Below are 23,623 nucleotides of genomic sequence, written 5' to 3' on the forward strand. Positions count from 1 at the left end.
GACGATATAAAAAATACTCCATAACTACAAACGTAATTAGGAGTTGCTCACAGGATATAAGAAACCGGCTTTCTTGCGGCGGGTTTTACCTAAAAGCCTAGATTTGTGGTCAAGAAATTGGTTTTTTTGGTCGTCAGTACCCTTTTTTGGTAGAAACCGTTGTTTTTGCGTAAGATCGCTTCTGAGTGCACCGGAATTGTAAAATCGAGTCAACATTCAACACTCATATCAAATCGGGTTGCATTGGAATGATTAAACCGCTCTTGACGCCGAAAAAACAGAGAAAGAGAACACAGAGATGAATAATTCCCATGCTACCGGATTTGATATCAACCATCCTTCAGTTTTTCGACTAACGGTCAACAGTCAACTTTTCGACTAACAGTCAACAGTCAACAGTCAACCCGCCCTACTCCATATCACTGCACAGTGCTGGGGCCACGAGCATTTAGTCGATCGAAAACGTATCGGGAAATTGCCGGAAATGCTGTTTCGTCCTTGGCATAAGCCGGATCGTCTGCAAAAACAACTAAGATATAAATCGCGCGATCGTCTAAAGTTCTAACAAATGCCGCTTCGCTGCGGGATTTGGAAGTATAGCCTACCTTGGAACCAAAATAAATATTAGTTGGTAAAGATTCGCCGAGAAATCCTTGTATCGAATTGCTAGGGTCATTTTTCCACGCCTTGGGGTCTAAGTCTCTCGTTAGCAAGTAAGCCATTTTGCGGCTCGCGACGCTAGAAACCGCTTGCCTAGTATAGATTTCATATATTAATCGGGCGGCTTGGTCGGTAGTTACTTGATTGCGAATCGGCTGGGAAGCATCGCCCCGCAATTGCAAGTCGCGACCGATAGGACCTTCTTGCCTCAAATAGTATATGGGATAATTTTTGGTGCTTATACGAATATCATTGTAGCCTGCAGACTGGAAAAATGTGTTAATTTGAGTGCGCTTTTTCAGCCAGGTTTGCAATTCTTCTCCTGCGAGCCGTCCGCCGGATTTTGTATCTGTGATTTTGTCTAAAATCCTGCTGGCAGCATCGTTGTTGGAGACGCGAATCATTTGATCTAGGTCGTTTTTAAAGGTAGATTCTCGTTGCTTAATAATGCCTTTTTCTATGGCTGAGTAAAAGGCTGCCATCCAAAATAACTTGGCAACGCTAGCGGGAAATCGGAGAGTTTGATTTTGATATCCGGCGAAAGTATGAGTTTTAGGATTGCTGACATCAAATAAGGTAATTGATAGCCGTTCTGCCGGCAGTCCTTTACTGGTTGCAATCTTCACAGATTCATCAACAATCCCTTGCAATTCTTGAGAGTAAACGGGATTGGGAGGCGTTTTGATGTTGTAGCTAAAGGTAGGCTCGCTTTGACGATCGGCTAAATTTTCCGATGGTTCAATTGTCGGAGGCGAGAGTGTTTCTTGAGGCGAGATGGGCTGTTGAGCTAAGATGACTGGCGGTTCTGGGGGACGGCGAATTCTGAACGGTATTGTGACAATCCAACCGATCACGATCGCCCCGGCAATTAAGCACAGGATGTTACGGTATTTTAACCGAGAAAATTTCGTCCTCACTCGGCGACGGGATTGGACTGGACCTTCGCTGCTTTGGCGTCGGCGTCCGACTGGGCGCTGGCTGCTTTGGCGTCGGGATTGGATTAGACCTGTTGCATGAATCTGAGCTCGATCGGTCAACCGCAGATACAAGGGAGATGAACGCAGATGAACCCAGATAATTTCAAGAATTGAGAGCGACTTTTGCAAGAGGTCTATGGGGCGTCGGGTCTGGATTGGGCGACGAGATGGGACTGGGCGCTCGGTGCTTTGGCGTCGGGACTGGACTGGACGCTCGCTGCTTTGGCGTCGGGACTCGATTGGGCGTTGGGGCCCGATGGGGCGGCGTCGGCGTTCTACTTGCATTACAGTTTTGTGCTATCAAACTCGCACGATCAGTTTATAATAGGGCGGCATCTAAATGACAAGTGTATCGATCTAGTCCGCTGTTGCCAATTTTATCGGTCTACTAGGCTGATTGAGACTTCTAGTAATTGTAAAATTTTCAGGATAGCACTGAGTTGAAGCAAAATCCTTTGAAAAACATGAGAATTTTTTTGAGTCTGGCTGTTTTGGGATTTGCGATCGTCGGCGTGAATAATTCTTTGATACCTGATGTTTGGGCATTTCAGTCTCAATCTGCTACGGGATATGTTGTCGAGCGACAAACAGCAAGACAGGGCGCGGATTTAGCGTTTTCCTTGACGGGAAAAAGCAAAAATCTGGAAATAACAAACAAGCAAACTGTTTCCAGTTTTCCGAGTATGTTGTGGGACTTCAACAATTTAGCGGAAATTTCCTATTCCGAATTGCTGAAGGTGCTGGCGAGACGACCTGAATCAAATAATACGGAGAGAGAAACCGTTGCACAGCCTGAAGACATAGCACCTTTTGAAAAGGTGGTACAGTATGCAAAACAACAAAATTTGCACGATCGCTCGATCGGAGAAATCGTCCAGGCGATCGCCGATAATTTCCTAGGAAAACCCTACGCCGCTGGTTTGCTGGACGAATCCGGCGAAGAAAAGTTGATCGTAACTTTGAATAAATTTGATTGCGTTTTGTTTGTAGAAACCGTTTTGGCGATCGCCAGGGGCATAGCAGTACAAGATTACGACTATCAAAATTTGGTCAATCGCATAGAAGAACAGCGGTATTTAAACGGTAAAATGAACGGTTATTGCAGCAGACTGCACTATTTTTCCGACTGGATTAACGACAATCAAAAACGGCAAACTGTGGAAAATATCACCGCTGAATTAGGTGGAGTACCCATGAATAAAACACTAAATTTCATGAGCCAGCACCGCAGCAGTTACGCGCAAATGGTCAAAGATGAAGCAACTTATCAGTGCATAGTCAGCCAAGAAGCAGAATTAGCCAAAACTACTGTTAATTACATCCCGACAAATCGGATAAAAAGTGTTTATTCTCAGTTAAAACCAGGGGATATTGTAGCAGTAGCCACGGATGTTAAAGGATTGGATGTCACGCACACAGGTTTAGTTTATCGAAATGCTGACGGGAACCTCGGTCTAATTCACGCTTCGCCTGCTGGGGAGGTGACAGTTGCTTACGACTTGCAGAGATATATTAGGAGAGTCGAAAGTGCGATCGGGATAGTAGTCGCTAGGCCGATAGATCCTAGAGAAAGATGATATGTGAGGTTATCAAAAGAAAGGACTAAAGTCCTTACTACAAACCTGTTATCAAAAGAAAAGACTAAAGTCCTTACTGCGAAGCTGTTATGATTTTTGGTGTATTTTCAGGATTTTATGCTTCAGGCAAACCACCAAAACCCAGTCCAGAATACCTCCCAAAATATAGGCGATAAATCCTCGCAAGCAAAGCCGCTACCGATAAATAAATGCCCGAATAATGTAGCCCTAATCCATTGCAAAAAATGAGGATGCCACAGTTGGCTAAATTCAATTACGGAGTTAAAAATGAAAACTCCCCATTCTTTGAACAACAGATTATCAATAAACTAGGTTTATTGCCGATCCCCTACCCCTGGGATGACGCAACTGCCTCGTTAGCGCAGCCCGCCCCTTGTATCTTAAAAGAGTCAGGCGCTCAAACCGTAGATCGCAGGCTATAGAACCGCAGACACGGTTGTAATCGAATCGCAGACACGGTTGTAATTGAATCGTAACACGAGTAAAGATAAAGAAACCATTAAAGTTTCTTCCTTAAGGTACACATGACAGTAAAAAGTGTTGTGATCGGACATCAGAAATTGGTGAAGTTGGCCCGCCCCTTAGACACTCACAAGTCTGTTGCGTAGATAAGCTCCCATGACTGATGACAGGCGCATATAAAAAGCACAGGCGGTATCTTAGGCTCTCGGTATTATCGGGAAAGCCTGCATTGACAAGGTTAGTCTTCTATTGCCTGTCGGTTCTTTTATAAATCGGAGTACTCGGGAGCAAACAATGACATCAACAGTCTTAGGCATAGACATCAGTAAAAGAGACTTTCATGTCTGATTACTGAGAGAAGGTCGTGCGACTAAACCAAAAAAGTTTACCAACAACATTCAAGGGTTTGAAAGTTTACATAACTGGCTGAAACAACAAAATGTAGTCGAACTCCATGTTGGCATGGAAGCTACTAGCATTTATGGAGAAGCCTTAGCTGAATTCTTGTATGGAGAAGAATTTCAGGTGAGCATAGTCAATCGGGTCCGAATTAAAGGGTTTGCCAAAAGCGAACTTCTGAGAACTAAAACAGACTCCGTAGATTCCGCATTAATTGCTCGTTTTTGTGCAGCTATGAAGCCGTCTCAGTAGACACCAACCGCACCTGAAGTTAAGGAATTACAAGCTTTGCTGCGGCGGTTCGAATCAGTCACAGAAATGATGACGAGCGAACAAAACCGTTTAGAAACAGCTACGCCCACAGTTGCTGTCCTTACCCAGGAACATTGGGAGTATCTCAAACAGCAACAACCACCGATCAAAAAACTGATTAGCGACCATTTTGACCAACATCCACATTTAAAGCAACAGCGCGATCTCTTGACCTCAATTCCCGGAATTGGTCAACAGACAGCCTCCGTATTGTTAGCTGAAATTCGTGATGTTTCAGATTACAACAATGCCCGTCAATTAGCGACTTATGCGGGTTTAACACCCTGTGAACGCAGTTCTGGCACTTCGGTTAAAGGCAAGACTCGTTTGTCTTGTACTGGAAACGTCCGACTACGGAAGGCTTTGTATCTGCCTGCGGTAGTGGCGATGCGTCACAATCCGTTACTCAAGACGATGAGTGACCGATTATTGGGTCGCGGCAAGGTCAAAATGCAGGTGATTGGTGCTTTGATGCGGAAGTTGGTGCATTTGGCTTTTGGTATTTTAAAGTCCCAAAAGCCTTTCGACCCCAATTATTTGACTGCTACCCCTTGACTTGTCTAGACAGTATCTACGGGGGCTACACCAACTAAGAAGATCGCACCTTGAGAGGGCTGGCCTTGTGCAATCCACAATCTCAAATCCACAATTTAAAACCCACAATCTAGAATCTCAGACCTAGAATCCACAATCTAACATCTACAATCTAAAATCGATTGATGGTATTTTCTAGTTTGTCGGCAATGCCTTCAACCCAGTTTTCATCTTGTTTTGTATAGCTGCGGGGTGCGTTAGCACCTACAATTAAAACGCCTTGGGTGCCGATCGGCTGACAGATAACTCCTTGAGTATTTTCTGGCAAATAGTCAAATTCTATTCTACCAGGATAAATATTGAGATTTACTAAATAAACTGGTTTATTTTTGTCGAGCACTCGCTGCAATATCGGCCCCGGTTTGACTTCAGGATTGATGCCTAAAATACCGCGCCGCAATAGGACTTTTCCCTGATAGACAATTACGATCGACCTTGTGGCGGTATTTGTCAACAGCAAACGCGACGACCAGGCTAATTCTATTTTCACAGCCTCCGGCAAATCCGGCGCAAATTCAAAACCTTCTTCGCCGATAAGTTTTACGGAATCGGGCGATCGCGCTTGCACCTGCTGCCACAGCAAACCTGTTAAAATCAGCAAAGCGCTGACAATTACTCCCAAAGCGTCCGATCGAGCTTGAGAATCTGTGATTTGCTCTGTCAGCAAGCGGTTGACCATTAGCAGCGTACCTGCTAATCCTCCTGCAACTAAGGGCAATTGTCGCAAAACTCTATTGGGATCAGATTTAGTCATTACTCAGCAATCATTAGTCATTAGTCATTGGTAATTGGTAGTTGGTAATTTAACTAATGCCAACTGCCAACTGCCAACTGACTTTATCCTACTTCTCCAATTTCGACAATTCGCTGGAAGAGATAGCCGGTGCCGCGGGCGGTGAGAATTAATTCGGGATTGCTGGGGTCGTCTTCCAACTTTGCCCTAAGTCGCGAGATGTGAACATCCACTACGCGGGTGTCTACGTGGCGTTCTGGCGTGTATCCCCACACCTCCTGCAAAATTTCCGATCGCGAAAAAGGCTCTCCAGAACGGCTGACAAGCAGTTCTAACAGGCTGAATTCCATGCCCGTAAGCCGAATTCGTTCGTCGCCTTTGTAAACTTGGCGCTTGTTGGTGTCAATCCTAATATTGGTGACGTGGATGACTCCGGAACTGGGAATTCCCGATGCTCCGTTTTTGTCAACCCTCCGCAGTACCGAACGGATGCGGGCTTCGAGTTCTTTGGGAGAGAAAGGTTTGACGACGTAATCGTCGGCGCCCAATTCTAAACCGGTGATGCGATCGGCTACGTCTCCCAAAGCAGTTAGCATGATGATGGGTACGTCGGACTCTTTACGCAACTCCTGACAGACGCCGTAACCGTCTAGCTTCGGCATCATCACGTCCAAAACCACTAAATCGGGTTCGGTGTTGCGAAATGTTTCGAGAGCTTCTTCGCCGTCAGCAGCGGTGACGACATCGTAGCCAATCATGGAAAGGCGAGTCTCCAGAATGCGGCGGATACTGGCTTCGTCATCGACTACCAGAATTTTTTCTTTATGGTTTTCCAAGTTACCGAGCACTCCTTAAGTTACATTTCAGATAATGTTATTTTTTTGTACCCTATCATAGAAGACACAAATTGAATCATGTGTGGCGATCGGTCTGAAAGCTTGATAATTGCTTTAACTCAGACTTTTCTAAATGTTAGGGTGACTATTTATCATAGTAAACAATGCCTAAGCCTCGAATACAATATATTTGTCGGGAATGCGGGTATGATTCACCACAATATTTTGGCAGGTGTCCTAGCTGTCAGAAGTGGGATTCTTTTGACGAGCAGTTAGAACAACCTACTGTTGGTGTGTCGCGGGCTGGTTTAACAGGGGTGACAACTAAGACAGTGGGCGGTTCGCCCCGTGATAAGTCGAAGGGTCAACCCAGGGTATCTTTCAGATTATCGCAGATTTCCGACCAAACTCAGTCTCGCTGGCCTTCTGGTTACGGGGAGCTCGATCGAGTTTTGGGAGGCGGGATTGTTCCGGGCTCGCTGGTGTTGATTGGGGGGGAACCGGGAATCGGGAAATCGACGCTGCTGTTGCAGGTGGCGAATATGTTGGCCCGCAAGGATCGGATACTGTATGTCAGTGCGGAGGAGTCCGGCCAGCAGGTGAAGTTGCGATCGCAGCGTTTGGGCGTGGCTAATCCGGTTGAATTGTCAAGCAACGGCGGGCATAAATCTGGCAGTAACGGGGAAGCTAAAAAGGATTCGGAGGATCATTCAGCGGAGAATTTCTATTTGCTTCCAGAGACGGATTTAGAGGTTGTTTTGCGGGAGTTGGAAGCGTTGAAACCGAATGTGGCGGTGATTGACAGCATCCAAACTATTTATTTTGCTAGTTTAACATCGGCTCCGGGTTCGGTGGCTCAGGTGCGGGAATGTACGTCTGCTTTGATGCAGGTTGCGAAAAGGGAAAATATTACTTTATTTATTGTCGGTCACGTTACGAAAGATGGAGCTTTGGCGGGGCCGAGGGTTTTGGAACACTTGGTAGATACTGTACTGTATTTTGAGGGCGATCGCTTTGCTTCTCATCGACTTTTGCGATCGATGAAAAACCGTTTTGGCGCGACTCACGAAATCGGTGTTTTTGAAATGGTAGCCAACGGTTTGCGAGAAGTAGATAATCCGTCGGAGTTATTTTTAGGGAATAGAGATGAATTTTCTCCAGGTACTTCGACGACGGTTACTTGCGAAGGAACTCGACCGATTTTAGTGGAGATTCAGGCGTTAGTCAGCCCTGCAAGTTTCGGTTCGCCGCGCCGCACTACTACTGGTGTGGACAATGCTAGATTGCAGCAAATTTTAGCTGTTTTGGAGAAAAGGGTGGGGATTCCTTTATCTAAGTTAGATGTGATTTTGGCGACGGTGGGCGGGTTGAAGGTGGATGAACCGGCGGCGGATTTGGCAGTTGCGATCGCCGTTGTGGCCAGTTTTCGCGATCGGGTGGTTGATGCGCGCACTGTTTTGCTTGGGGAAGTTGGTTTGGGAGGACAGGTGCGGCCGGTTTCCCAATTAGAATTGCGGCTGAGGGAAGCGGCGAAATTGGGTTTCAAAAGGGCGATTATTCCTAAGAATCAACCGGTGCCAGAGTTAGGAATGGAGATTATTCCGGTGGCTAAGGTAATCGATGCAATTATTGCAGCGATTCCCGCTACTCCCGCTCAGTTACAGTCTGTTGATTTGGAGGAAGAGGATTTGTTTAATTGAGTGAGAATGGTGATGTTATAAATTGATAGTAAGGAGGCACGAATTATGATCAAGTAGACATTGTTGAGACCAAAGAACAGCTTCTGGAATTAATCCCAGCGGCTATGAGAGGCGAAGAAGTGGCGATTACTCAAGATAACCAGCCTGTTGTAAAATTGGTAGTAATTCCCAAACAAGCTAAACCAAATCGGAAAACAGGAAGTTCTAAAGGAATGGTTGGGATATCCGATGATTTTGACGAACCTCTAGAAGAGTTTAAGGAGTACAGGTCATGAGGTTGTTGTTGGACACTCATGCCTTTATTTTGATGCTTATGTGCGGGTGTGGTGAATTAAGTTAGTTTAAAAATAAAGAGGCAAAAAGGAGGTAATCGCAACGTGAGCGTTAGATTACCTCCCATGCTCAAGCACGATTGATTGAGCGAGGTGCAACTGAGGCCGAATTAATTGCTACTGTAGAAAGTGGCACAACTTTTCCGGCTCAATTGGGCAGAACCGGATTTAGGCGTAACTTTTCCTTCAATGCTGAGTGGCAGGGAAAAGTTTATGCTATGAAGAATCCCCAGCGGTATAATGTTGATGGAAGGATTTGGCGATAGCCCAGGTTAGGCTCTGTCATGCGAACCCATGAAGTCCAGCAGCTTAAGCTCCTCTCAAGTTCGATTCTTGAGCCTTCCTTTATATTTATAGAATAGTTCTTAGCGCTGCTAGCCCTGCTAGGTGGATTGGGTAGAAGTAGTAAAAAAATCTTTTCTCGATCGCACTTGGTTTTCGTTCTTTATTTGGGTCGTGGTAAGCCAATATCAGTGGCGTTAAGATTGCAAATATCTGAAGTAAGTAACCTGATGTTATTGCGTACACTCCGTTTATTAGACACCAACTAATCCACCACATTCGATCGCCTTTGCCTTTGAGGTTAATCATTAGCAGCGGGCAAGCTACTGCGTACCATCCATAATTTACTCCCCACAACTGAGCTGCTGTTAATCCCAGTATCATTATTATGAGTTTTCTATTTGTTTGAGCTTTGTGAATTTGTGTAAATGTTATTACAACCAGTGCGAAGCTAATCAATATATTAAAATCTAATTTATTGAATAGTATTATGTATGGAATTTGACTGATTATTCCAAACAACAGCAATCTCGTGATTAAAGGTTTAGCGCTACTATTTGGTTCTCGTCGTTTCCAGTTTTGAGCCAATATCCAAGCAAACAGCGGAAAACTTAAGCGTCCAATAATTCTTATTGGCTCCATTTCTAGCAAAAAACCTACGTGGTCAATTACCATTAATAACGTTGCTAACCATTTGATTTGATTTTGACTCATGCTGAAATTCCTATTAATTGATTGATAAATTCACTAATTACTTCGCGACCTTCTTCAGAAATTATGTAGACTTTCTCTCCTTGCTTCCACTCGAATTTCACTAAATTTTGATTTCCTAATACATTATTTAATCTTTTGTAAATTCCAATTCGTGACGGCGGCTTAGTTAAATTGATTTCTCTTACCTCTTCCACAATTTGTGATAGAGATAGTTTATTTTTTCGAGATAATACTGCTAATACAAATGCATCAACTCTACTCATAAGCTTTCTCAATTCATTACTTAGATATTAGTAAATACTTTTATTTAAAGCAATGGGTTTCCAAAAAGATAAGTGTGATTACCGTTGTGTTGACCATCTATCCCTCCGAAGATGGATTTATTGATTGGGCAACAAAATGATTGAACTGATTTTAGCGGTTTCGATCGCAACTACGACAATGCCGCCACCCCCACCGGTTGCGACTCCTCAACCACAGCCTATTTATACTCCCCCGCCCAAACCCACTGTTACCCCATCCCCTGTTCCTTCAGAATCTTGGCGTGACAAAATGTGGCGGCGCTACAAGGAGAATTCTAGATAATGGCTGTAACTAAAGAAGGTCGCGAGTTAATTTCCAGCATTCTTAGGGTTGGAGACACTGGCCCTGAAACGAATGCTCGTCAGGGAATGAAAACAACTAATGTCCCGGGCTATCCCGTGATTTTGTGTTGGGCCCGCTGGGGAGGTTCGGAGTTGAATTCTTCTGGCAATAACAAAGCTTTTCTGTTTTTGCCATATTTGCAGACTGGTCAGATGCCCCTGACAAAATATAACGGTTCAACTTCTGTCGAGACTCCCCTTGATATGGTGATGTCAGAGGTTGCTAACCCCTACAACTGTAAAGTTGGTGTTACTCCTTCACTCAATATTAGTAAATTAATTGAGGGAGAATATTACAGTTTTGTTTTGGCTCTTAAGCCTGCTGCGGTTGGCAATGGGAATAATCCTACTCCTTACTGGGATGGGTGGATTAAGGCAGTAGGCGCTACTCCCAGCGATGTTTTCAAGGATTATTTCGCATTATTTAACATCACTAAAACTCAGTGGTCGAAAATCAAAGTTTCTCGTGACGGCGATGAGGAGGAGGAATTGGATGATACTCCTGACCACGTACAGCAATGATGATTTGATATCACTTATTGTTCAGTTCATTTGGTCTAATCTTTTCATTTTACTGACTCAATTTTTTTGCCTTGCCCTGATTCTTCGTATAGTTCGGCTGTTTATTGATTGAGGTGCCAATGAATGCCTATCGATTTAATGGTTGTCATTCTCGCCGTTTGGCCGCACTTTCTATTGTTCTCGGTTGTGGTTTTTGGTTTTTGGGCGATACTTTCAGCTTTGCAGTAGCAGGCGATCGGATTACTGGAGCTCAGGCAGTGGAGAGAATATCGACTGTTTTGGGTTCCCCTGAACAATTTGCCGAAAATATGAAATTGAGCACTCAAGATTTTATCGCCGATCACTTTGGCAGTATGGCGATTGCCTGCGCTTTTGGCATAGCTATAAGAATGAGGTCTTAACTATGTGGAGCGCTGCTTTTCTTTCCGTTTACTTGATGGCTGCTCCCAGCATTGCAGGCAGTGCTGCTGAGGCGATGAATTTTGTCAAAGAAGATATCAAGCCTGTGATTGAGTTTTCCATGGACTGGGCAATGAAAGCTGCTTTAGCTGCTACTTCTACCCATGCGTTTATTGTGTTAGCTAAGAGGTTTATTGATTGATGAAAAAGTTTATTGATTCAGTAGTTGATGCTGCTGCGAGATACCGTTTCAGGGTTGCGGTATTGGTGGTTAATCCCTGGTTTTTTCAATTCATTAGTCTTTTTTAGGTAGCAAACATGGTTCAAGTACAAGACCGAGTGCGGGATGAGGTTGCAGATGAGATTTTTTCATCTATTGATTCTGAGCAAGTTCGCAAACTTAACGAGCTTTTTTGGAAAGTTGAGCAAAGTAAATCAGCTCAGTCTGTGGCTGTTTCTGGTGCCGCTTTAGCTGTTGGGGGGGCTGTTTTGACTGCTGGCGGTGCTTTTGCTACTACTGGCGGCGCAGGCGGTGATGCTGCTGCTGCCGCTGCACAAAGTATTGCTGATGGCGTGACCAATGCCATCAACATGATGATTCAAGCCATCGACGGTATTGGATTGGCGGCTTTTGGGGTAGCTCTGGCTCCCATGGGCTTTATGGTTACGCTCCGCGTTCTAAATATGGTTTTGAGCCGCGTCTAGATTTCGGAGCGTAACTATTTTGATGAGGCGGTCGTTGTGTTTGGCGATCGCCTTTTAATTTAAAGGAGTTTGCTTTGCCGTTTACTGCTATTTACGGACTTCCCGGGCGGGGAAAGAGTCTTTTGATGCTGCAGCACGGACTGCGGATAGCTGAAAAATACAAACTTCGGCTTGTGACTAATTTTAACCTCGACCCTTTACCTCTTGCTTATTACTGCAAAATTAATAATTTAAAATGGCTTTGGCAAAATATACCCAAAGGTATTATTTATTATGTTTCTAGCAACAAAAACTTTGCTCAGTTTTTGCAGATTCGCAGGGCTGTAATTTTGCTCGATGAGATGGGTTTGTACGCTCCCAGCGCGCAGTCTTGGACTCTGCCGGCTGAAGCGTTTAACGCAGTAGATAACAACCGTAAAATGTGCCAGCATATTGTTTACGCGGCACAATATCCTACTCAAGTGCATTCATCGCTTCACCAAATTTGTTCGGAGATTTTATATGCCGAAGGTACTACTATTTGGAGCGAAGAGCTGGGCAACGAGCGTTTGCTTTTTAAAGACTGTCATTTATTCATGCCCAGCGAGTTTGAGGTGTGGTTTAGGGACCCGAAAGTTCGCAAAAACCCCATTAAAGTTTGGGTTTTGGCTACGAAGCACTGGAAGGGAATTATTAGCGCTTTGGATAATTTGACTTTTCAAATTTATGACAGTTTTGGTTTGCTGGAAAAACAGGATGATAAGGTTTCGCTTGACAAGACTTTTGGTTATCAGCCTTATATTATAGATTTGGCTTGTTCGGTTGAACTTTCCGCACAGGATTTGCTTGATGAAGACCATAGTTTTGACGAGATTGAAGAGAAGCTAGACCAATATTATAAAGCTGATAGATTTAACAAAAAGCGCATTTATGAAGCCAGCAATAATTATCCTTTCGTTGCTTGGAAGTTGCAGGGTGATATTCCTTTTCCAGGGCCTCATATTTTTCAAAAAAAACTGATTCCTTTGTGGAATATGCTTCCTGCTGCCAGTTATCCTGGATTGAAAAAACTTGATTTGCGAATTACTAAGGAGTGTTTAATTTGGGATAAATTAGATAAACAGACTAAAGATGGGTATAAAATAATGTGGAGGGTGTTTATAGGAGTAATTTTGTGTTTTATTAGTTCGCTTGTGATTAACGTGTTTCTACCTAGAAATCCTTTGATAGCTTTTGTTTGTTTTGCAGGTTCGTTTTATTTGCCCGTTCAAATGTTTAAGTGATATGAAATATTTACCTCGGAATATTAGAATTGATTGGTTGCGATTTCAGGTTTCAAGTTATCATCCTAGTATGCTTCGACAAATTCAGCGTACTTTGGGATTACCATTTGAGCGCAAGCAGCAACAATTGCAGGATGTTCGCGATACTAACATTCTTGCTTTAAATAAAGTTTGGCACGAAGTTCATGAATTTCAAGGTAGTTTGATAGGTACTCGCTATCCGGCTTCTGGAAGTCACGAACCTTATAAGCATTTTGTTGACCTTAATGGGTCTACTCTTTCAGGAGTTACCTTTGATAAGGTTGCAGCTCTTTTGGCTTTTTGTCAGTTTGAGGAAGAGTTTATTGGTAATAGAATTGACATTGCTCTCGATTTTCCCGTTCAAACTCCTCGGTTGTCGCGTCGCTATTGGGAGGTATTTTTAGCTGACAATTTGCTTGTTGGATATCGCGCCGTCAAACGTGTTTCCAATTGTGGTAATAATCGACCTGGCACTACAGTATATTTGGGTTCTCGCGAGTCAGAGCGATTTGTGAGGATTTACGATAAAAACATTGATGGAATTGATTACGATCGTCTTGAGATTGAATTCAAGCGTTCTCGTGCTGAATGGATTATGCAGGAGATGGTCGCTTGTCCTGTTGAGGAATTGCCTAAATTTTTAAACGGTGTGGTTTGCGGTCAAATTAATTTTTCCCGACAGCGCGAGGATATAGAATTTTTTAACGATTATAAATACGGTCCCATATCCGTTCCCGCGCCCTCGCTTCACTTGGATATTGAGCGGTCTATCGCTTTTATTGAGAAACATTGTGCCACTTTGGCGATGGTTGAGGAATTTATGGGGTCAGAGCGCTTTGACAAATTTATGCGATCGATGTTGGCGGCTGGCAAACTTCGGATGAAGCCTCGCCATAGGTCTATTCTTCATAACGCCAAGTTTTTGGGTGTCACTGCCCTGGGAGTGTTTTTGGTTTTGGCTCAGACTCCTGGGGCGATCGCTTCTGGTTTGACTTGTCCTGCGCCAGTGCCTCTTTCATTTCAGATGAGCCAGAAATTTCCGATCGACATAGTTAACCCTACTGCTGCTGAGCAAGCTTACTTTGATAACATCGGTGACGGCTGTTTTCAAATTAATGCTGGAGTTGAATTTCAGAGTATTTGCCTCCCCGGCATGATAGTCAACGCTCTCAAGCCATTTGTAATTATGGGTTTGGGCATAAAGTTTATATTTAGTGACTAATTATGTTCTTCTTTCCTTTGTACATTGCCACTGCGCCTCCTCCACCAACATATACTTGGTGTACGTTTCAGATGATTCAAACTAATACATCTGAGATGATTTCCACTGCCTACGGAATGGGTAATGTTCCTCCTGGAACTGATTTGACTGGGCTTTGTCAGGCATTTTACACTCGCGATATACGCGCTGAGGATAAGCCTCTGGAGTTGGTTAGTTCTAGTGGCAGTCAGTCACAGGCTAACCCCGATGCGTTTTGGCTGGCCAATACTTGGCGGCGACCGCTGACTGCTGAAGAAATTGAGCAATACGATTGTTTGCTCAATAAAAGCGGTGGGCTTGCTTTGTCGGATAAAGTTTTGCATTTAATGCCAAGTTCTCCTGATTCGATACGAATTCCTGCTTTGATGATAGCTGCGATCGATTCTGTGAATTCGCCGATTATGCGCTACGCTGCGGTGGTGATGTACAGCACTGGATTACCTGTCATGCTCATTGCCGGTTTGGTTAAAGCTTGGCGGTTAGCCAGTAGGAGGTGATATGCTGCTTCGCTTTGCAAAATTAGCTGGTGGATTGAGATTGTTGATTGCAGAAGTTGCGCCCCTGGTTGTGGTTTCGGCTTCGATGTTGAGTGCGCGATCGGCTGCTTATTTGGTGGGGTTTACTCTTGGTTCGATTGGGGCTACGCTGTGGCCTATTGTTGCAGTTCTTATTACTATCGCGGGGATTATTAATCCTGCTTCTCAGGAGGAATGCGATAATTATTATGCTCAGGTTTATGAGATTTCTCAGAGAAATTGGATTAAATGGCAGGCTGCTTGGGATGCTTGTGGCGGTACTGGTGCTATTGATTCAGATTGCTGGGGAGATGGTGATGTAGGTTTTGAACCCGTACCTTGTACTCCACCAGATTGTAACGGCAAGAAAGTTTGGCTGCAAACAATTTGGGCTAGTCCTTCTGAGTTTGCTTCTCAATCTAAGGGATGTTTTTTGATTGGATATTCTTATGATGAGGTGGATGGTCTAAAGATAGAATACAATCCTTTTAAAATATCTGAGCCTTTTTTAAGGTCTCGCGCTTTGCCTCATCAAATTATTGCCGGTAATCGTTTTAAACAATTAAATGATGATGAATGGAAGGATTTAGAAAGCTCTAAGGGCTGGGATAAAGGCTATTGGAATGCTGAATTTACTGATGTAGATTGTCGTGGTTGGCGTCCTGGTTGGACTAATAAAGTAAAATGATTAAATTGTTTTTTAATGGTTTGAAGCTTGGTTTGATTATTAATATTTTTGGGTTTGTTTTGGGATTGACTGTTTATACTTTGGTAATTGAATTTTGGTTGTCTAAACCTGTTGAGTCTTTTAAAATGCCTTTAAAATTGGGAACAGTTGTTGATTCTATTCGATTGTTTGATAAATTGGCACCTAATCGACATATTAGACAATCTTGGGCAAATATTGAAAATAATTTTAGTTATTTCGTAATTGAATATCAATTAAGAGCAGATTTTACTCGCCATGATTCTCCTCGTTTAATGCGTTGGTGTGAGGAATATGATTGTGTTGCTCATAGAATTAAGTTTTTAGATTCAAGAATTAAACAATTTTCACTATTTACTCTTGATGATTGGTTCACGAATCAGTACATGATTTTTAACAATCCAGAGTACGAAGTTTTTAAACTTAAGGTATATTTAGATAGCTTGCCTTCTGGCTCGACTGTAATTATTAGTGAGCCTTTTAGCTCTTTCGATCGCCCTCAAGTTTTTGACAAGTTTTCTGAATGGATTTTAGTGCTGCGCTCTCAACATCCTCAACTTAAATTTGAAATTGGATTGCAGATTCACTTGCAGTGGGCTGATGCGTTTTGGTTCAAGAATTATTGGATTCTAGAGAAGCTGTCTCAGTTTTCTAAAACTCATAGTTATCCTTGGGGTGTAAGTGAATTTTCAAGTTATGACCAAATTTGGAAGCGTCGGATTCGAGGTCGCAGCGCTGCCGATCGCCTTTTCTATAAAATTGAACGTTTAATTCCCCGTCCGCTTCGTCGCGCTGTTGTTTTGCATGGTAGCTATATAATCCACCGTGAGTCTGTAAAGTACGGTGCGGTGCGATTTACCGAGTGGGGTAACATCCAGCAGACTGCGTGGTTTGTTAAGCAGATTGATGCTGATTATGATTCAAATTACGAGTTGTTTGATTCTAGCGGCGTTCCGACTTCATTGTGGTGGGCTGGTATGCGGGGCTTGAAAGATGGCCAAAATTAGATATAATAGTATGTAGTGTAGTAATTAGAATTTTGTATGGATATTGATATTGAGCAAAGACTTGAAGATTTGGAAAATTCTGTTTCTTTCCTTCTAACAGAAGTAGAAGGTAAACCAAAATTATTTAAGTTGATTGAGGTTTTGAAAACAGAGAATGAGAGTTTGTGTGACCAACGTAATAAATTAATTCGTGAGAATGTTGAATTAAAAGGTCAATTGTGTCAAGAAAAGTTTTTAGTCAAAAAACTTCGGTCTATTGTAGAGGATGAGAAAAATTCAGTTGTATTGTTTAAGCTTGCTTCAATTGTTGATTTATTAAATCAGGCTGAATCACAAGCTGATAGTTTAATTAGTAATTTTACGATTTATTGATTTAAATTTTTATGAAAAAACAAGCTTTATGAAAAAACAAGCTGTTTATAAACGTAAACTAGTTCGTATATTGAAATCTTTATTTCTAGAAATAGATAACTTACCTACCTATACCGCTGATGAGGCTTGTAAACGAATTGTAGAAATATCCTATAAAAAATCACCTAAGTGATAAACCGATCGCTTGAAAACGTGGGCCGGGGGGGGAGCCGGGTTATGGCCCGCCCTCCCGGCCGCGCCGGTGAAGATTTAGGGCGCCGCAGGCCAACCGGGGTGAGTAATACCCGGTATAACTAAAAGAAGTTGACATAAAGTCACTAGAGGTGATAATATCTCTGATTTAGTTTTATATTTTGTATGAAGAGACAATATTTTATTCGTGTTTTGTTTCAACGGATTGCGCGGCTAAAACGCGAACGCGATTTTTACCGCTATCAAGCTCGGTGCTTGGCTTGCGCTCTGAAGTTTTACCAGCGTCGTCACTAGCTGCTACTGTAGAGTTTGTTGTAGGGACGGCTAGCATGATGGGTCTCATGCTTAAGGATCTAACCAGCGGGTATTTCCTGCGGTTTTGTGTCTCATTGCATCTCTGAATGCGTTAGCTGTCATTTGAACTCTCCAAGCTGTTTCTCGCCCGATTTTGAAGGTTGTTTTGCTAAAAACAAAAGTTCCTCGTTGAAACTGACTTTTCCTAGGTTTTGCCCCTGTCAGCTCCTTGATTTTGGAACTGGGCAATAGCATGATGTGGGTGGCGGCATATTCTAGCGCTTTGTAGTTTGCCAGCGGGTCTTGTTTGGCGGCGAAGTGGCGGGCGATCGCCTCGACTAATTGCAGCGTTTCGTTGAAGTTGTCCAGTTGTCCAGTTGACTTGTCTAGTTGTCCGCTAGACAAAGATTCTACATCCCTTGGAAACTCCCAGATTTTAGCTCCTGGGTTGCTTTTTAAGAATTTGTCCAGTTTGTCCAGTTCGTCCAGTGCTTGACTGGATATTTCTCCGCGGCTGACTGGATTTATTTGCAGCGCTTTCATGCGATCGTACACAGACTGTTTGCTTCCTAGACCGTAGCGAGTTTGCAGTTGGGAGATTTTCATTGGTTGATGATTTCTAAGATTTTACTAATTGGTTCCCCGTTCCTGAGAGCTTTTCTGACTGCTGGACACTTGCTTCCCGGACAGTATTTGGCGCGCTGCCGCTTGCCTTCCATCCAGCGGTAACTGTAATAAGGGCCGGTGCATCCAATTTCAGGGCAGTTGATGGAGTGTTGCTTGCCACCGCGGCGGATTTTGTAGTGAGTTTCGAGCCAGCCGTTACCGCTGTATCCTTCGTCGGAGTTCCAGTAATTTTTGGTTGCTGCAACTTCCCCTACAACAGGCTCTGCTATTGATTGCGCTGCGGGGGCAATTTCCCCTACAACAGGCTCGACAGTTAACTCGGTTGTTTCAACTTCCCCTATAACAGACTCTGCTATTGATTGCGCTGCGGGGGCAATTTCCCCTACAACAGGCTCGACAGTTAACTTAACTTCCTCTGGATATAAAAAATCCCATTGATTGATGTGGGGATTCCAGAACTTTAGACTGCCGTTGACTGGGTGTACTTTGTCAATTCGGAAAACTTCCCCGCGTTTAACCCATGCTGCGACTCTTGGTTTTCTTCGCAGTTTTACGTAGTCACCGGTTTTGTACGCGCTTCCGGTCGCGGCGTTTGTGTCAAACAGTGAAAGCTGGCTACTGTTCATATTGCTTGCTACACATTGCAGCTTCCTGGGCGTAGCATTCAAATTGAGTTTTAGTCATAGTTACAGAGTTTTTCATATTTTTTCATGTGTAACTTGAGTCAAGGAAAGCTGCCGTTGTCCCATCCGGTGGCTAATACATCAGAGAAATCCCGATGGTGCGGGCGTTGGTTAGCTGGGATCGTGCATCTTTTTCAAGATTTCATAGCTTTCAGGTAAGTCTTCTATTTTTTCAATGCCTAGCTTGGTTGCGATTTTTTTGAGATCTATCAAGCTATAGTCGTCTGGCACTCCCGTTACATCTATGTGCATTGCTTTAGCCAATGTTTTTAATGAAACTCCCAACTCGCGTGACAGTGTTGTCGCGTTATCAAAGCGAGGCGTCTTTTTCCCTGTTTCCCAGTCTCCAACAGTCCGAAAACTAAGGTTTAATCGACGGCTTAACTCTTCTTGGGATATTTCTAAGTGTTGTCGAAGAGTTTTCAACGTTTCAGGCTCCTGATCTTCTGATTTGTCCATATTAACATTAAAGTATTCACATTTAAGTGTTGACAGAGAGAACTGCTTACACTAAAGTGTGAGTGGGTAGATACAACATAGGTGTCCAGCTAGCTTTCGGATAGTTGCCTGCTGGACTCTCCTGCGTTTAGTCTGCCACGACTGCATTCAGATACCCCTGTAAATCTCGTTGGGCTTGGCGTAAACAAGCCCTTTCTCTCAAACTATGTACACCTACACTGCTGTACAGCTTCAAGCAAAGACCTTTGGCGAACTCAAGTCGATCGCCCGCGAGCTCGATATTGTCCCGTCGGGCGATCGGCGGTGCCGCCAAAGTTGGATCGATGCGATTGTTGGCGTCGAACTTCCGCTCTTGGCCTTGATTGAAACTTCCTCCGGTGTTGAAACTGATTTAGTCCAGGAGCGGAAAGAAATTTCCGGTTTCAAAGGCGATCGAGTCCAGGAGCGGAAAGAAATTTCCGGTTTCAAAGTCGATCGAGTCCAGGAGCGGAAAGAAATTTCCGGTTTCAAAGTCGATCGAGTCCAGCAGCCGATTGCACCAGCTGTCGAAACTTCCCCCGGTGTCACTTTTTCCGATCGGTTTCTGGCTCGCTACTCTCCCCCGCAGCCTGAAATTCACTATCAAGTTGATGCCGGCTGTCAACTGACTTTGCTTGATTTCGAGGTGGTTGCGACTGATGAACCTCCAGACCCTGACGATTTTGACTGCTTCGATGATTTTCGCGAGGCGATGGCTGCTTGGGATGCTGAAAATCTTGAGCCTCTGGAAGTTTCTCTAGATTCCATGATTTATTGGGCTCCTTGTCCCGAGGAGTGGTATTGGCCGCTAGCTGAAGATGTCAAGCGCTGTCCTTGCGGTGCTGTATTTGCAATTGCCTGTGACGGCAGCACTGTTACTCATATTGCTCCCGATCGCATTGTTTTTATGCCTTGCTACAAGCAGCGCTTGGCTGACGGTGTTGCTGCTGCTCGTTCGCCCCCAGGAGGTGATGTTCTATTTTGATTTTCTCTTCCATCTAGCTTGCTATCTTGCTCCTTTGCGCGATCGCTTTTTGGAGGATAAAAGGCGATCGCTTCTTTACCAATTATCTATTACTGCAATGACTACTCTTAGAATTTCGATTCCTGTCTACTCTAAAAATTGGGATACTCTTTCTGAACGAGGCATTCTTGAAGTTGCTACATCTTCGGATACTGATACTCTTTCTGAGTCTTACGAAAAACTTAAGCCTCAGATTGCTCAATTGATGGCTGATTGTCAATCTGAATCGCAGATTGTTGTCGAGCTCAAGCAAGTTAAAAATGAACTTCTTCAAAAGAAAAAGGAAGTTCAACAACTTTCTTCAAAAATTGAGAGAGCTAATAAACAGTTAGAACGGTTGACGGTTTTCTTGGCTGCTTTTGGCATTCGAGCTTCTGATATCAATTTGAATATCACAACTACTGCTATCTCTCAGTTTAAGCCTGTTGAAGTTATTGATGCTTCCGAATACGAGGATGATGATGAGGAGGTGGAAGTAGACCCCCTCCCTTTTGATTCTCAACGTTCTTCTCGCGAGTTTTGACATGGAACAATTTGATTTGCAGTCTCAGTTAGCTGCTGCTCTAGCTGAGATTGTACGGCTTCGTGAGGATAATGAGCAGATGCGCGATCGCATTCGCGCTCAGACTGAAACCATCAATAGAGCCAAAGATATCAATCCTGTGGCTCGTCCGAGTTTTAAAAGGGTTTTAGCACTTGCTCAGGCTGCTTGTCTTGATTTGTGTAAGTGTCCTGCCGGTGGTTGGTTTCTCAGCCTCGGCCAGCGCGTTCGCAAGTTTAAAACTCTCGGTCAAATTTGGGATATTTTGTGTTTGGATGATTGGTTTTTGGAGGATTTGTTTGGAGAGTTTTTAGTAGTTAAGCCTCTCAAGGTTTCTCATGTTTCCCGTGATTTTGATTGGGATAATGCTGTTTCTGGTGGCATTTTGACTCAATCTCAGAATTCTTTTGAAGCTTGGCACAGTTTTGCTGGTGCTATCCCTTTTTCGTCTGAATAACCGCCTGATGATGGCTGTGTGACTTAGCGGCCGAAACTCGTTTTGAGTAGCGGATTGAGTCCAAATCATCCGTCTGTCAATTGAATAGTGGTTTAGGGCTTTAATGAAGAAACAAGCTGCAATGGCTTTTCTACTTTCATAAGCTCGGTCACTTCTTGATTGACTGCAATTTTCCCCTGCAATTTATAGCTTTAAGAGTGAATTAGGCTTCTGGCCTTTGGGTGATTCATAAGCTTTGCTATGGGGATTTGGAAACTATCACCTGTAAAAATTTAATGCAAATTATCGGACTTGACATTAGCAAGGCCTCAGTTTCTGCTTGTCTTTTGACAGAGAAACCAACTGAACCTCGACAATTTTATTACGATTCTGACTTCCACAAGTTTGATGCTACGGCTTTGGGAATTTGTGGATTGCTGGCATTAATTGGCGGTGATACGGATAACACGATCGCAGTGATGGAGCCCACCGGGGTTAATTACTCTCGGCTCTGGGGAACTCAGCTTGCGCGGGTCGGTGTAGAAGTGCGGCTCGTCGGTCACAAAGAACTTCGGTCATTTCGCGAGCACCATCTTGGATTGCCTGATAAGGATGATGATGCTGATGCGCTTGCCCTGGCGATTTACGGTTGGGATTACATTGATGTTCCTCGGCGATTTGTCCAAGTGCGATCGCAAACTATTGTCGAAATTCGCCGTTTGGTTCTTCGCTTGTCTCATTTAAATCGCGTGCAGTCACCTATCATTAACCGTGCTCGCCAAGATTTAGCTTGGCAGTTTCCAGAAGTTGCGCTCGTGCGATCGGTGCGGTCTGGGGAAAAAGTGCCGCTGTTGTGGGGGTGGTTGTGCGGCGAGCGGCAGTCTGTTAAGTACGACTTGATGTTGGAAAAGTCGATCGGCTTAGGGATAACTGATGAACTTCGCCTCCACGCTGCCCGCATTTACGATATCCAGCGGGAAGAGATGGCGCTTGAGTTTCAACTTTCCAAACTTGTTTCGGAGCCGCAGTTTTTGCCTTATCGTAAAGTTTTTGCCCGGTTTGGATTTGGTCGCAGAGTTGAGGCTCTTTTATTGTCGCAAATATACCCGTTTGAAAATTATTTGTTGGACGGTAAACCAGATGTGAAGATTCGTAAAGGTCGCAAGTCTGGCAAACCTACCAAGCGGCATTTGTCCCTTCGCCGATTTATGAAGGCTTTGGGTTATGCTCCATCTCAAGAGTCCAGCGGTGATTTGCAAAAGTCTAAGGTCAGCGGTGGTAGTGATTTGTGTCGTCGCGCGCTCTGGCAGTGGATATTTACTAGGATTGAACCAGCTCGCACAAGGCTTGCTAACGACATTGGCGATCAGCTCGGTGCAATTATGGATGAGGAAAAGTTGAGCGGTCGGCCGGTGCGGTTAGTGCGATCGCGTGTGGCGGCCAAAGCTGTCAAGTTGTTGTTTAAAGAATTGGTACGCGAACTTGCCCAATCTGAAATTTAATTTTTACTGCGGGATTTTTGTCAGGGGCCGCGAGATTTCTGGCGGAGTGCTAAATATATAATTCGGGCCCTGCAAAAATTCCGCCACCCGTCCGGTAGGACACCAAAGTATATTTTGGTAGTGTTTAATTTTTTGTCGCTTTAAAATTTAGAATTGTTAGAGTGAAAGTAGAGGCGATCACAGCTAAGGAAGACGAAGACTGGATGATGAGCGCTGTAATTGTCAATTTTTTTTAGCAGGAGGTTCCGGTGAAACTGACTTACGATCCGACATACAACGTAGCTTATATATACCTGCAAGAAAAAACCGCACAGGTAAAAACTATCCAGGTTAGCGATCCAATGAATGTGGACATTGCCCCCGACGGTACTATTTATGGAATTGATAGTCAATGCCAATCAACAATTAGGGGCAGATAGTCAAGGCAAACTGATTGTTGTCAACGAAGTTTTGGGAAAGTATTCTGAGATTAAACTCGAACTATAACTGCCTTAATAAAATTATGTTCAATACAGATTCAAACCTACCATGAAAGCCTACGAGTTTCCCGCAAAAGTCACAGATGAAGGGAAAATAGAATTTCCCGATACTCTCTTAAAATACTTGGCAGCTAACCAAGAAGTCCGAGTTATTGTTCTGGTGCAAGAACCAACTGATAAAGAAGAGGAAAACGCTGCTTGGCATCGCCTTGCTGCTGAGCAATTATTAGCTGGCTACAGCGAGGAAGATTCTATCTACGACAATATTTGAAATATGGCCCATTATCAATCAGGAGAAGTTCTCTTACTGGCACTACCTTTTGCCGATGTAACAACATCAAAACTCCGTCCTGTG

33 protein-coding genes and 1 pseudogene are annotated in these 23,623 nt (G+C 43.8%); 24 read left to right on the plus strand and 10 right to left on the minus strand.

Annotated elements, in window-relative coordinates:
• Positions 1-419: 419 nt before the first annotated feature.
• Positions 420-1,922: a serine hydrolase gene (locus tag QUA45_RS09750; RefSeq protein ID WP_333220460.1), complete on the minus strand. Its 1,503-nt coding sequence runs from the start codon at positions 1,920-1,922 to the stop codon at positions 420-422.
• A 179-nt stretch (positions 1,923-2,101) separates the two neighbouring features.
• On the opposite strand from QUA45_RS09750, the gene QUA45_RS09755 reads away from it, so the two are divergent.
• Positions 2,102-3,214, plus strand: coding sequence for an N-acetylmuramoyl-L-alanine amidase-like domain-containing protein (locus tag QUA45_RS09755; RefSeq protein WP_333220462.1), 1,113 nt, complete (start codon positions 2,102-2,104; stop codon positions 3,212-3,214).
• Positions 3,215-3,336: 122 nt separating this feature from the next.
• On the opposite strand, the gene QUA45_RS29150 is transcribed toward QUA45_RS09755, so the two are convergent.
• Positions 3,337-3,528: a DUF2809 domain-containing protein gene (locus QUA45_RS29150; RefSeq protein WP_445304906.1), complete on the minus strand. Its 192-nt coding sequence runs from the start codon at positions 3,526-3,528 to the stop codon at positions 3,337-3,339.
• Positions 3,529-4,048: 520 nt separating this feature from the next.
• Here QUA45_RS29150 and QUA45_RS09760 point away from each other — a divergent pair.
• Both QUA45_RS09760 and QUA45_RS09765 read left to right on the plus strand, forming a co-directional pair.
• Complete coding sequence (locus QUA45_RS09760) at positions 4,049-4,348, plus strand: IS110 family transposase (protein ID WP_333220513.1); 300 nt, start codon at positions 4,049-4,051, stop codon at positions 4,346-4,348.
• A gap of 36 nt (positions 4,349-4,384) precedes the next feature.
• Positions 4,385-4,963 carry a transposase gene (locus QUA45_RS09765; RefSeq protein ID WP_333094378.1) on the plus strand — a complete coding sequence of 193 codons (579 nt, stop codon included), beginning with the start codon at positions 4,385-4,387 and terminating at the stop codon, positions 4,961-4,963.
• 151 nt (positions 4,964-5,114) lie between these two features.
• Here the strand turns inward: QUA45_RS09765 and QUA45_RS09770 are convergent, their stop codons facing one another.
• Together QUA45_RS09770 and rpaB are read right to left on the minus strand one after the other, a co-directional pair.
• Positions 5,115-5,756, minus strand: a complete 642-nt coding sequence (locus tag QUA45_RS09770; RefSeq protein WP_333094377.1) for a cofactor assembly of complex C subunit B — start codon at positions 5,754-5,756, stop codon at positions 5,115-5,117.
• 83 nt (positions 5,757-5,839) lie between these two features.
• Complete coding sequence (gene rpaB / locus QUA45_RS09775) at positions 5,840-6,571, minus strand: response regulator transcription factor RpaB (protein WP_071587789.1); 732 nt, start codon at positions 6,569-6,571, stop codon at positions 5,840-5,842.
• Positions 6,572-6,735: 164 nt separating this feature from the next.
• Between rpaB and radA the strand changes: the two genes are divergently transcribed.
• The 3 genes from radA (at position 6,736) to QUA45_RS09790 (ending at position 8,869) form a co-directional block, all read left to right on the plus strand.
• Positions 6,736-8,271, plus strand: a complete 1,536-nt coding sequence (gene radA, locus QUA45_RS09780; RefSeq protein ID WP_333094375.1) for a DNA repair protein RadA — start codon at positions 6,736-6,738, stop codon at positions 8,269-8,271.
• A 104-nt stretch (positions 8,272-8,375) separates the two neighbouring features.
• Complete coding sequence (locus tag QUA45_RS09785) at positions 8,376-8,546, plus strand: DUF2281 domain-containing protein (RefSeq protein WP_333220464.1); 171 nt, start codon at positions 8,376-8,378, stop codon at positions 8,544-8,546.
• A 137-nt stretch (positions 8,547-8,683) separates the two neighbouring features.
• A complete protein-coding gene (locus QUA45_RS09790) occupies positions 8,684-8,869 on the plus strand; it encodes a hypothetical protein (protein ID WP_333220466.1) in 186 nt (61 codons plus the stop codon).
• Between the two features lie 85 nt (positions 8,870-8,954).
• Here QUA45_RS09790 and QUA45_RS09795 read toward each other — a convergent pair whose 3' ends face one another.
• The gene (locus tag QUA45_RS09795; RefSeq protein ID WP_333220468.1) at positions 8,955-9,599 is read right to left on the minus strand and encodes a TraX family protein; all 645 of its coding nucleotides are present in this window, start codon (positions 9,597-9,599) and stop codon (positions 8,955-8,957) included.
• Entirely contained in the window at positions 9,596-9,862 is a 267-nt protein-coding gene (locus QUA45_RS09800; RefSeq protein ID WP_333220470.1) for a hypothetical protein, read from the minus strand. Before QUA45_RS09800 ends, QUA45_RS09795 begins: the two co-directional genes overlap by 4 nt.
• A gap of 136 nt (positions 9,863-9,998) precedes the next feature.
• On the opposite strand from QUA45_RS09800, the gene QUA45_RS09805 reads away from it, so the two are divergent.
• The 11 genes from QUA45_RS09805 to QUA45_RS09855 all read left to right on the plus strand — a co-directional run bounded on the left by QUA45_RS09805 (position 9,999) and on the right by QUA45_RS09855 (position 17,013).
• Positions 9,999-10,184 (plus strand): hypothetical protein, encoded by a 186-nt coding sequence (locus QUA45_RS09805; protein ID WP_333220472.1) that lies wholly within the window; start codon positions 9,999-10,001, stop codon positions 10,182-10,184.
• Complete coding sequence (locus tag QUA45_RS09810) at positions 10,184-10,765, plus strand: hypothetical protein (RefSeq protein ID WP_333220473.1); 582 nt, start codon at positions 10,184-10,186, stop codon at positions 10,763-10,765. The genes QUA45_RS09805 and QUA45_RS09810 overlap by 1 nt, the downstream gene beginning before the upstream one ends.
• Positions 10,766-10,884: 119 nt before the next feature.
• Positions 10,885-11,166: a hypothetical protein gene (locus QUA45_RS09815; RefSeq protein WP_333220475.1), complete on the plus strand. Its 282-nt coding sequence runs from the start codon at positions 10,885-10,887 to the stop codon at positions 11,164-11,166.
• Positions 11,167-11,168: 2 nt separating this feature from the next.
• Positions 11,169-11,366 carry a hypothetical protein gene (locus QUA45_RS09820; protein WP_333220477.1) on the plus strand — a complete coding sequence of 66 codons (198 nt, stop codon included), beginning with the start codon at positions 11,169-11,171 and terminating at the stop codon, positions 11,364-11,366.
• A 116-nt stretch (positions 11,367-11,482) separates the two neighbouring features.
• Positions 11,483-11,869 carry a hypothetical protein gene (locus QUA45_RS09825; protein ID WP_333220479.1) on the plus strand — a complete coding sequence of 129 codons (387 nt, stop codon included), beginning with the start codon at positions 11,483-11,485 and terminating at the stop codon, positions 11,867-11,869.
• Positions 11,870-11,994: 125 nt separating this feature from the next.
• Positions 11,995-13,131, plus strand: coding sequence for a hypothetical protein (locus QUA45_RS09830; protein WP_333220481.1), 1,137 nt, complete (start codon positions 11,995-11,997; stop codon positions 13,129-13,131).
• Between the two features lie 70 nt (positions 13,132-13,201).
• Positions 13,202-14,374, plus strand: coding sequence for a replication initiation factor domain-containing protein (locus QUA45_RS09835; protein WP_333220483.1), 1,173 nt, complete (start codon positions 13,202-13,204; stop codon positions 14,372-14,374).
• A gap of 2 nt (positions 14,375-14,376) precedes the next feature.
• Positions 14,377-14,910 carry a hypothetical protein gene (locus QUA45_RS09840; RefSeq protein WP_333220484.1) on the plus strand — a complete coding sequence of 178 codons (534 nt, stop codon included), beginning with the start codon at positions 14,377-14,379 and terminating at the stop codon, positions 14,908-14,910.
• 40 nt (positions 14,911-14,950) lie between these two features.
• On the plus strand, positions 14,951-15,616 hold the full coding sequence (locus QUA45_RS09845; protein ID WP_333220486.1) for a hypothetical protein: 666 nt from the start codon (positions 14,951-14,953) through the stop codon (positions 15,614-15,616).
• Positions 15,613-16,641 (plus strand): hypothetical protein, encoded by a 1,029-nt coding sequence (locus tag QUA45_RS09850; RefSeq protein ID WP_333220488.1) that lies wholly within the window; start codon positions 15,613-15,615, stop codon positions 16,639-16,641. Before QUA45_RS09845 ends, QUA45_RS09850 begins: the two co-directional genes overlap by 4 nt.
• Before the next feature lie 36 nt (positions 16,642-16,677).
• On the plus strand, positions 16,678-17,013 hold the full coding sequence (locus QUA45_RS09855) for a hypothetical protein (RefSeq protein ID WP_333220490.1): 336 nt from the start codon (positions 16,678-16,680) through the stop codon (positions 17,011-17,013).
• Positions 17,014-17,386: 373 nt separating this feature from the next.
• On the opposite strand, the gene QUA45_RS09860 is transcribed toward QUA45_RS09855, so the two are convergent.
• The 4 genes from QUA45_RS09860 to QUA45_RS09875 form a co-directional block, all read right to left on the minus strand.
• Positions 17,387-17,536: a hypothetical protein gene (locus QUA45_RS09860; RefSeq protein ID WP_333220491.1), complete on the minus strand. Its 150-nt coding sequence runs from the start codon at positions 17,534-17,536 to the stop codon at positions 17,387-17,389.
• 14 nt (positions 17,537-17,550) lie between these two features.
• The gene (locus tag QUA45_RS09865) at positions 17,551-18,105 is read right to left on the minus strand and encodes a hypothetical protein (protein ID WP_333220493.1); all 555 of its coding nucleotides are present in this window, start codon (positions 18,103-18,105) and stop codon (positions 17,551-17,553) included.
• The gene (locus QUA45_RS09870) at positions 18,102-18,752 is read right to left on the minus strand and encodes a hypothetical protein (RefSeq protein ID WP_333220495.1); all 651 of its coding nucleotides are present in this window, start codon (positions 18,750-18,752) and stop codon (positions 18,102-18,104) included. The genes QUA45_RS09865 and QUA45_RS09870 overlap by 4 nt, the downstream gene beginning before the upstream one ends.
• A gap of 168 nt (positions 18,753-18,920) precedes the next feature.
• Positions 18,921-19,268 (minus strand): helix-turn-helix transcriptional regulator, encoded by a 348-nt coding sequence (locus QUA45_RS09875; protein ID WP_333220497.1) that lies wholly within the window; start codon positions 19,266-19,268, stop codon positions 18,921-18,923.
• Positions 19,269-19,473: 205 nt separating this feature from the next.
• On the opposite strand from QUA45_RS09875, the gene QUA45_RS09880 reads away from it, so the two are divergent.
• From QUA45_RS09880 to QUA45_RS09910, 7 genes and pseudogenes are all read left to right on the plus strand, one after another.
• Positions 19,474-20,271 carry a hypothetical protein gene (locus tag QUA45_RS09880; RefSeq protein WP_333220499.1) on the plus strand — a complete coding sequence of 266 codons (798 nt, stop codon included), beginning with the start codon at positions 19,474-19,476 and terminating at the stop codon, positions 20,269-20,271.
• On the plus strand, positions 20,258-20,833 hold the full coding sequence (locus QUA45_RS09885) for a hypothetical protein (RefSeq protein WP_333220501.1): 576 nt from the start codon (positions 20,258-20,260) through the stop codon (positions 20,831-20,833). The genes QUA45_RS09880 and QUA45_RS09885 overlap by 14 nt, the downstream gene beginning before the upstream one ends.
• Position 20,834: 1 nt before the next feature.
• A complete protein-coding gene (locus QUA45_RS09890; protein WP_333220503.1) occupies positions 20,835-21,308 on the plus strand; it encodes a hypothetical protein in 474 nt (157 codons plus the stop codon).
• A 275-nt stretch (positions 21,309-21,583) separates the two neighbouring features.
• Positions 21,584-22,789: an IS110 family transposase gene (locus tag QUA45_RS09895; protein ID WP_333220505.1), complete on the plus strand. Its 1,206-nt coding sequence runs from the start codon at positions 21,584-21,586 to the stop codon at positions 22,787-22,789.
• Between the two features lie 248 nt (positions 22,790-23,037).
• A pseudogene (locus QUA45_RS09900) lies at positions 23,038-23,112 on the plus strand (DUF2283 domain-containing protein); the annotation flags it as partial.
• A gap of 22 nt (positions 23,113-23,134) precedes the next feature.
• Positions 23,135-23,275, plus strand: coding sequence for a hypothetical protein (locus QUA45_RS09905; protein ID WP_333220515.1), 141 nt, complete (start codon positions 23,135-23,137; stop codon positions 23,273-23,275).
• 42 nt (positions 23,276-23,317) lie between these two features.
• The gene (locus QUA45_RS09910) at positions 23,318-23,539 is read left to right on the plus strand and encodes a hypothetical protein (RefSeq protein WP_333220507.1); all 222 of its coding nucleotides are present in this window, start codon (positions 23,318-23,320) and stop codon (positions 23,537-23,539) included.
• The last annotated feature ends 84 nt before the right edge of the window (positions 23,540-23,623 follow it).

This window comes from Microcoleus sp. Pol12A5, assembly GCF_036701435.1.
Taxonomy (GTDB): Bacteria; Cyanobacteriota; Cyanobacteriia; order Cyanobacteriales; family Microcoleaceae; genus Microcoleus.

Excerpts from the sequence above, each read along its gene's own strand:
- QUA45_RS09875 (WP_333220497.1), bottom strand. The coding sequence starts at position 19,268 with ATGGACAAATCAGAAGATCAGGAGCCTGAAACGTTGAAAACTCTTCGA.
- QUA45_RS09880 (WP_333220499.1), top strand. The coding sequence starts at position 19,474 with ATGTACACCTACACTGCTGTACAGCTTCAAGCAAAGACCTTTGGCGAA.
- QUA45_RS09850 (WP_333220488.1), top strand. The coding sequence starts at position 15,613 with ATGATTAAATTGTTTTTTAATGGTTTGAAGCTTGGTTTGATTATTAAT.
- QUA45_RS09910 (WP_333220507.1), top strand. The coding sequence starts at position 23,318 with ATGAAAGCCTACGAGTTTCCCGCAAAAGTCACAGATGAAGGGAAAATA.
- QUA45_RS09785 (WP_333220464.1), top strand. The coding sequence starts at position 8,376 with ATGAGAGGCGAAGAAGTGGCGATTACTCAAGATAACCAGCCTGTTGTA.
- QUA45_RS09805 (WP_333220472.1), top strand. The coding sequence starts at position 9,999 with ATGATTGAACTGATTTTAGCGGTTTCGATCGCAACTACGACAATGCCG.
- QUA45_RS09855 (WP_333220490.1), top strand. The coding sequence starts at position 16,678 with ATGGATATTGATATTGAGCAAAGACTTGAAGATTTGGAAAATTCTGTT.
- QUA45_RS09870 (WP_333220495.1), bottom strand. The coding sequence starts at position 18,752 with ATGAACAGTAGCCAGCTTTCACTGTTTGACACAAACGCCGCGACCGGA.
- QUA45_RS09800 (WP_333220470.1), bottom strand. The coding sequence starts at position 9,862 with ATGAGTAGAGTTGATGCATTTGTATTAGCAGTATTATCTCGAAAAAAT.
- QUA45_RS09825 (WP_333220479.1), top strand. The coding sequence starts at position 11,483 with ATGGTTCAAGTACAAGACCGAGTGCGGGATGAGGTTGCAGATGAGATT.
- QUA45_RS09885 (WP_333220501.1), top strand. The coding sequence starts at position 20,258 with ATGTTCTATTTTGATTTTCTCTTCCATCTAGCTTGCTATCTTGCTCCT.
- QUA45_RS09865 (WP_333220493.1), bottom strand. The coding sequence starts at position 18,105 with ATGAAAATCTCCCAACTGCAAACTCGCTACGGTCTAGGAAGCAAACAG.
- QUA45_RS09835 (WP_333220483.1), top strand. The coding sequence starts at position 13,202 with ATGCTTCGACAAATTCAGCGTACTTTGGGATTACCATTTGAGCGCAAG.
- QUA45_RS09755 (WP_333220462.1), top strand. The coding sequence starts at position 2,102 with ATGAGAATTTTTTTGAGTCTGGCTGTTTTGGGATTTGCGATCGTCGGC.
- QUA45_RS09840 (WP_333220484.1), top strand. The coding sequence starts at position 14,377 with ATGTTCTTCTTTCCTTTGTACATTGCCACTGCGCCTCCTCCACCAACA.
- QUA45_RS09770 (WP_333094377.1), bottom strand. The coding sequence starts at position 5,756 with ATGACTAAATCTGATCCCAATAGAGTTTTGCGACAATTGCCCTTAGTT.
- radA (WP_333094375.1), top strand. The coding sequence starts at position 6,736 with ATGCCTAAGCCTCGAATACAATATATTTGTCGGGAATGCGGGTATGAT.
- QUA45_RS09890 (WP_333220503.1), top strand. The coding sequence starts at position 20,835 with ATGGAACAATTTGATTTGCAGTCTCAGTTAGCTGCTGCTCTAGCTGAG.
- QUA45_RS09795 (WP_333220468.1), bottom strand. The coding sequence starts at position 9,599 with ATGAGTCAAAATCAAATCAAATGGTTAGCAACGTTATTAATGGTAATT.
- QUA45_RS09820 (WP_333220477.1), top strand. The coding sequence starts at position 11,169 with ATGTGGAGCGCTGCTTTTCTTTCCGTTTACTTGATGGCTGCTCCCAGC.
- QUA45_RS09905 (WP_333220515.1), top strand. The coding sequence starts at position 23,135 with ATGTGGACATTGCCCCCGACGGTACTATTTATGGAATTGATAGTCAAT.
- QUA45_RS09895 (WP_333220505.1), top strand. The coding sequence starts at position 21,584 with ATGCAAATTATCGGACTTGACATTAGCAAGGCCTCAGTTTCTGCTTGT.
- QUA45_RS09810 (WP_333220473.1), top strand. The coding sequence starts at position 10,184 with ATGGCTGTAACTAAAGAAGGTCGCGAGTTAATTTCCAGCATTCTTAGG.
- QUA45_RS09830 (WP_333220481.1), top strand. The coding sequence starts at position 11,995 with ATGCTGCAGCACGGACTGCGGATAGCTGAAAAATACAAACTTCGGCTT.
- QUA45_RS09815 (WP_333220475.1), top strand. The coding sequence starts at position 10,885 with ATGAATGCCTATCGATTTAATGGTTGTCATTCTCGCCGTTTGGCCGCA.
- QUA45_RS09860 (WP_333220491.1), bottom strand. The coding sequence starts at position 17,536 with ATGCTAGCCGTCCCTACAACAAACTCTACAGTAGCAGCTAGTGACGAC.
- QUA45_RS09750 (WP_333220460.1), bottom strand. The coding sequence starts at position 1,922 with ATGCAAGTAGAACGCCGACGCCGCCCCATCGGGCCCCAACGCCCAATC.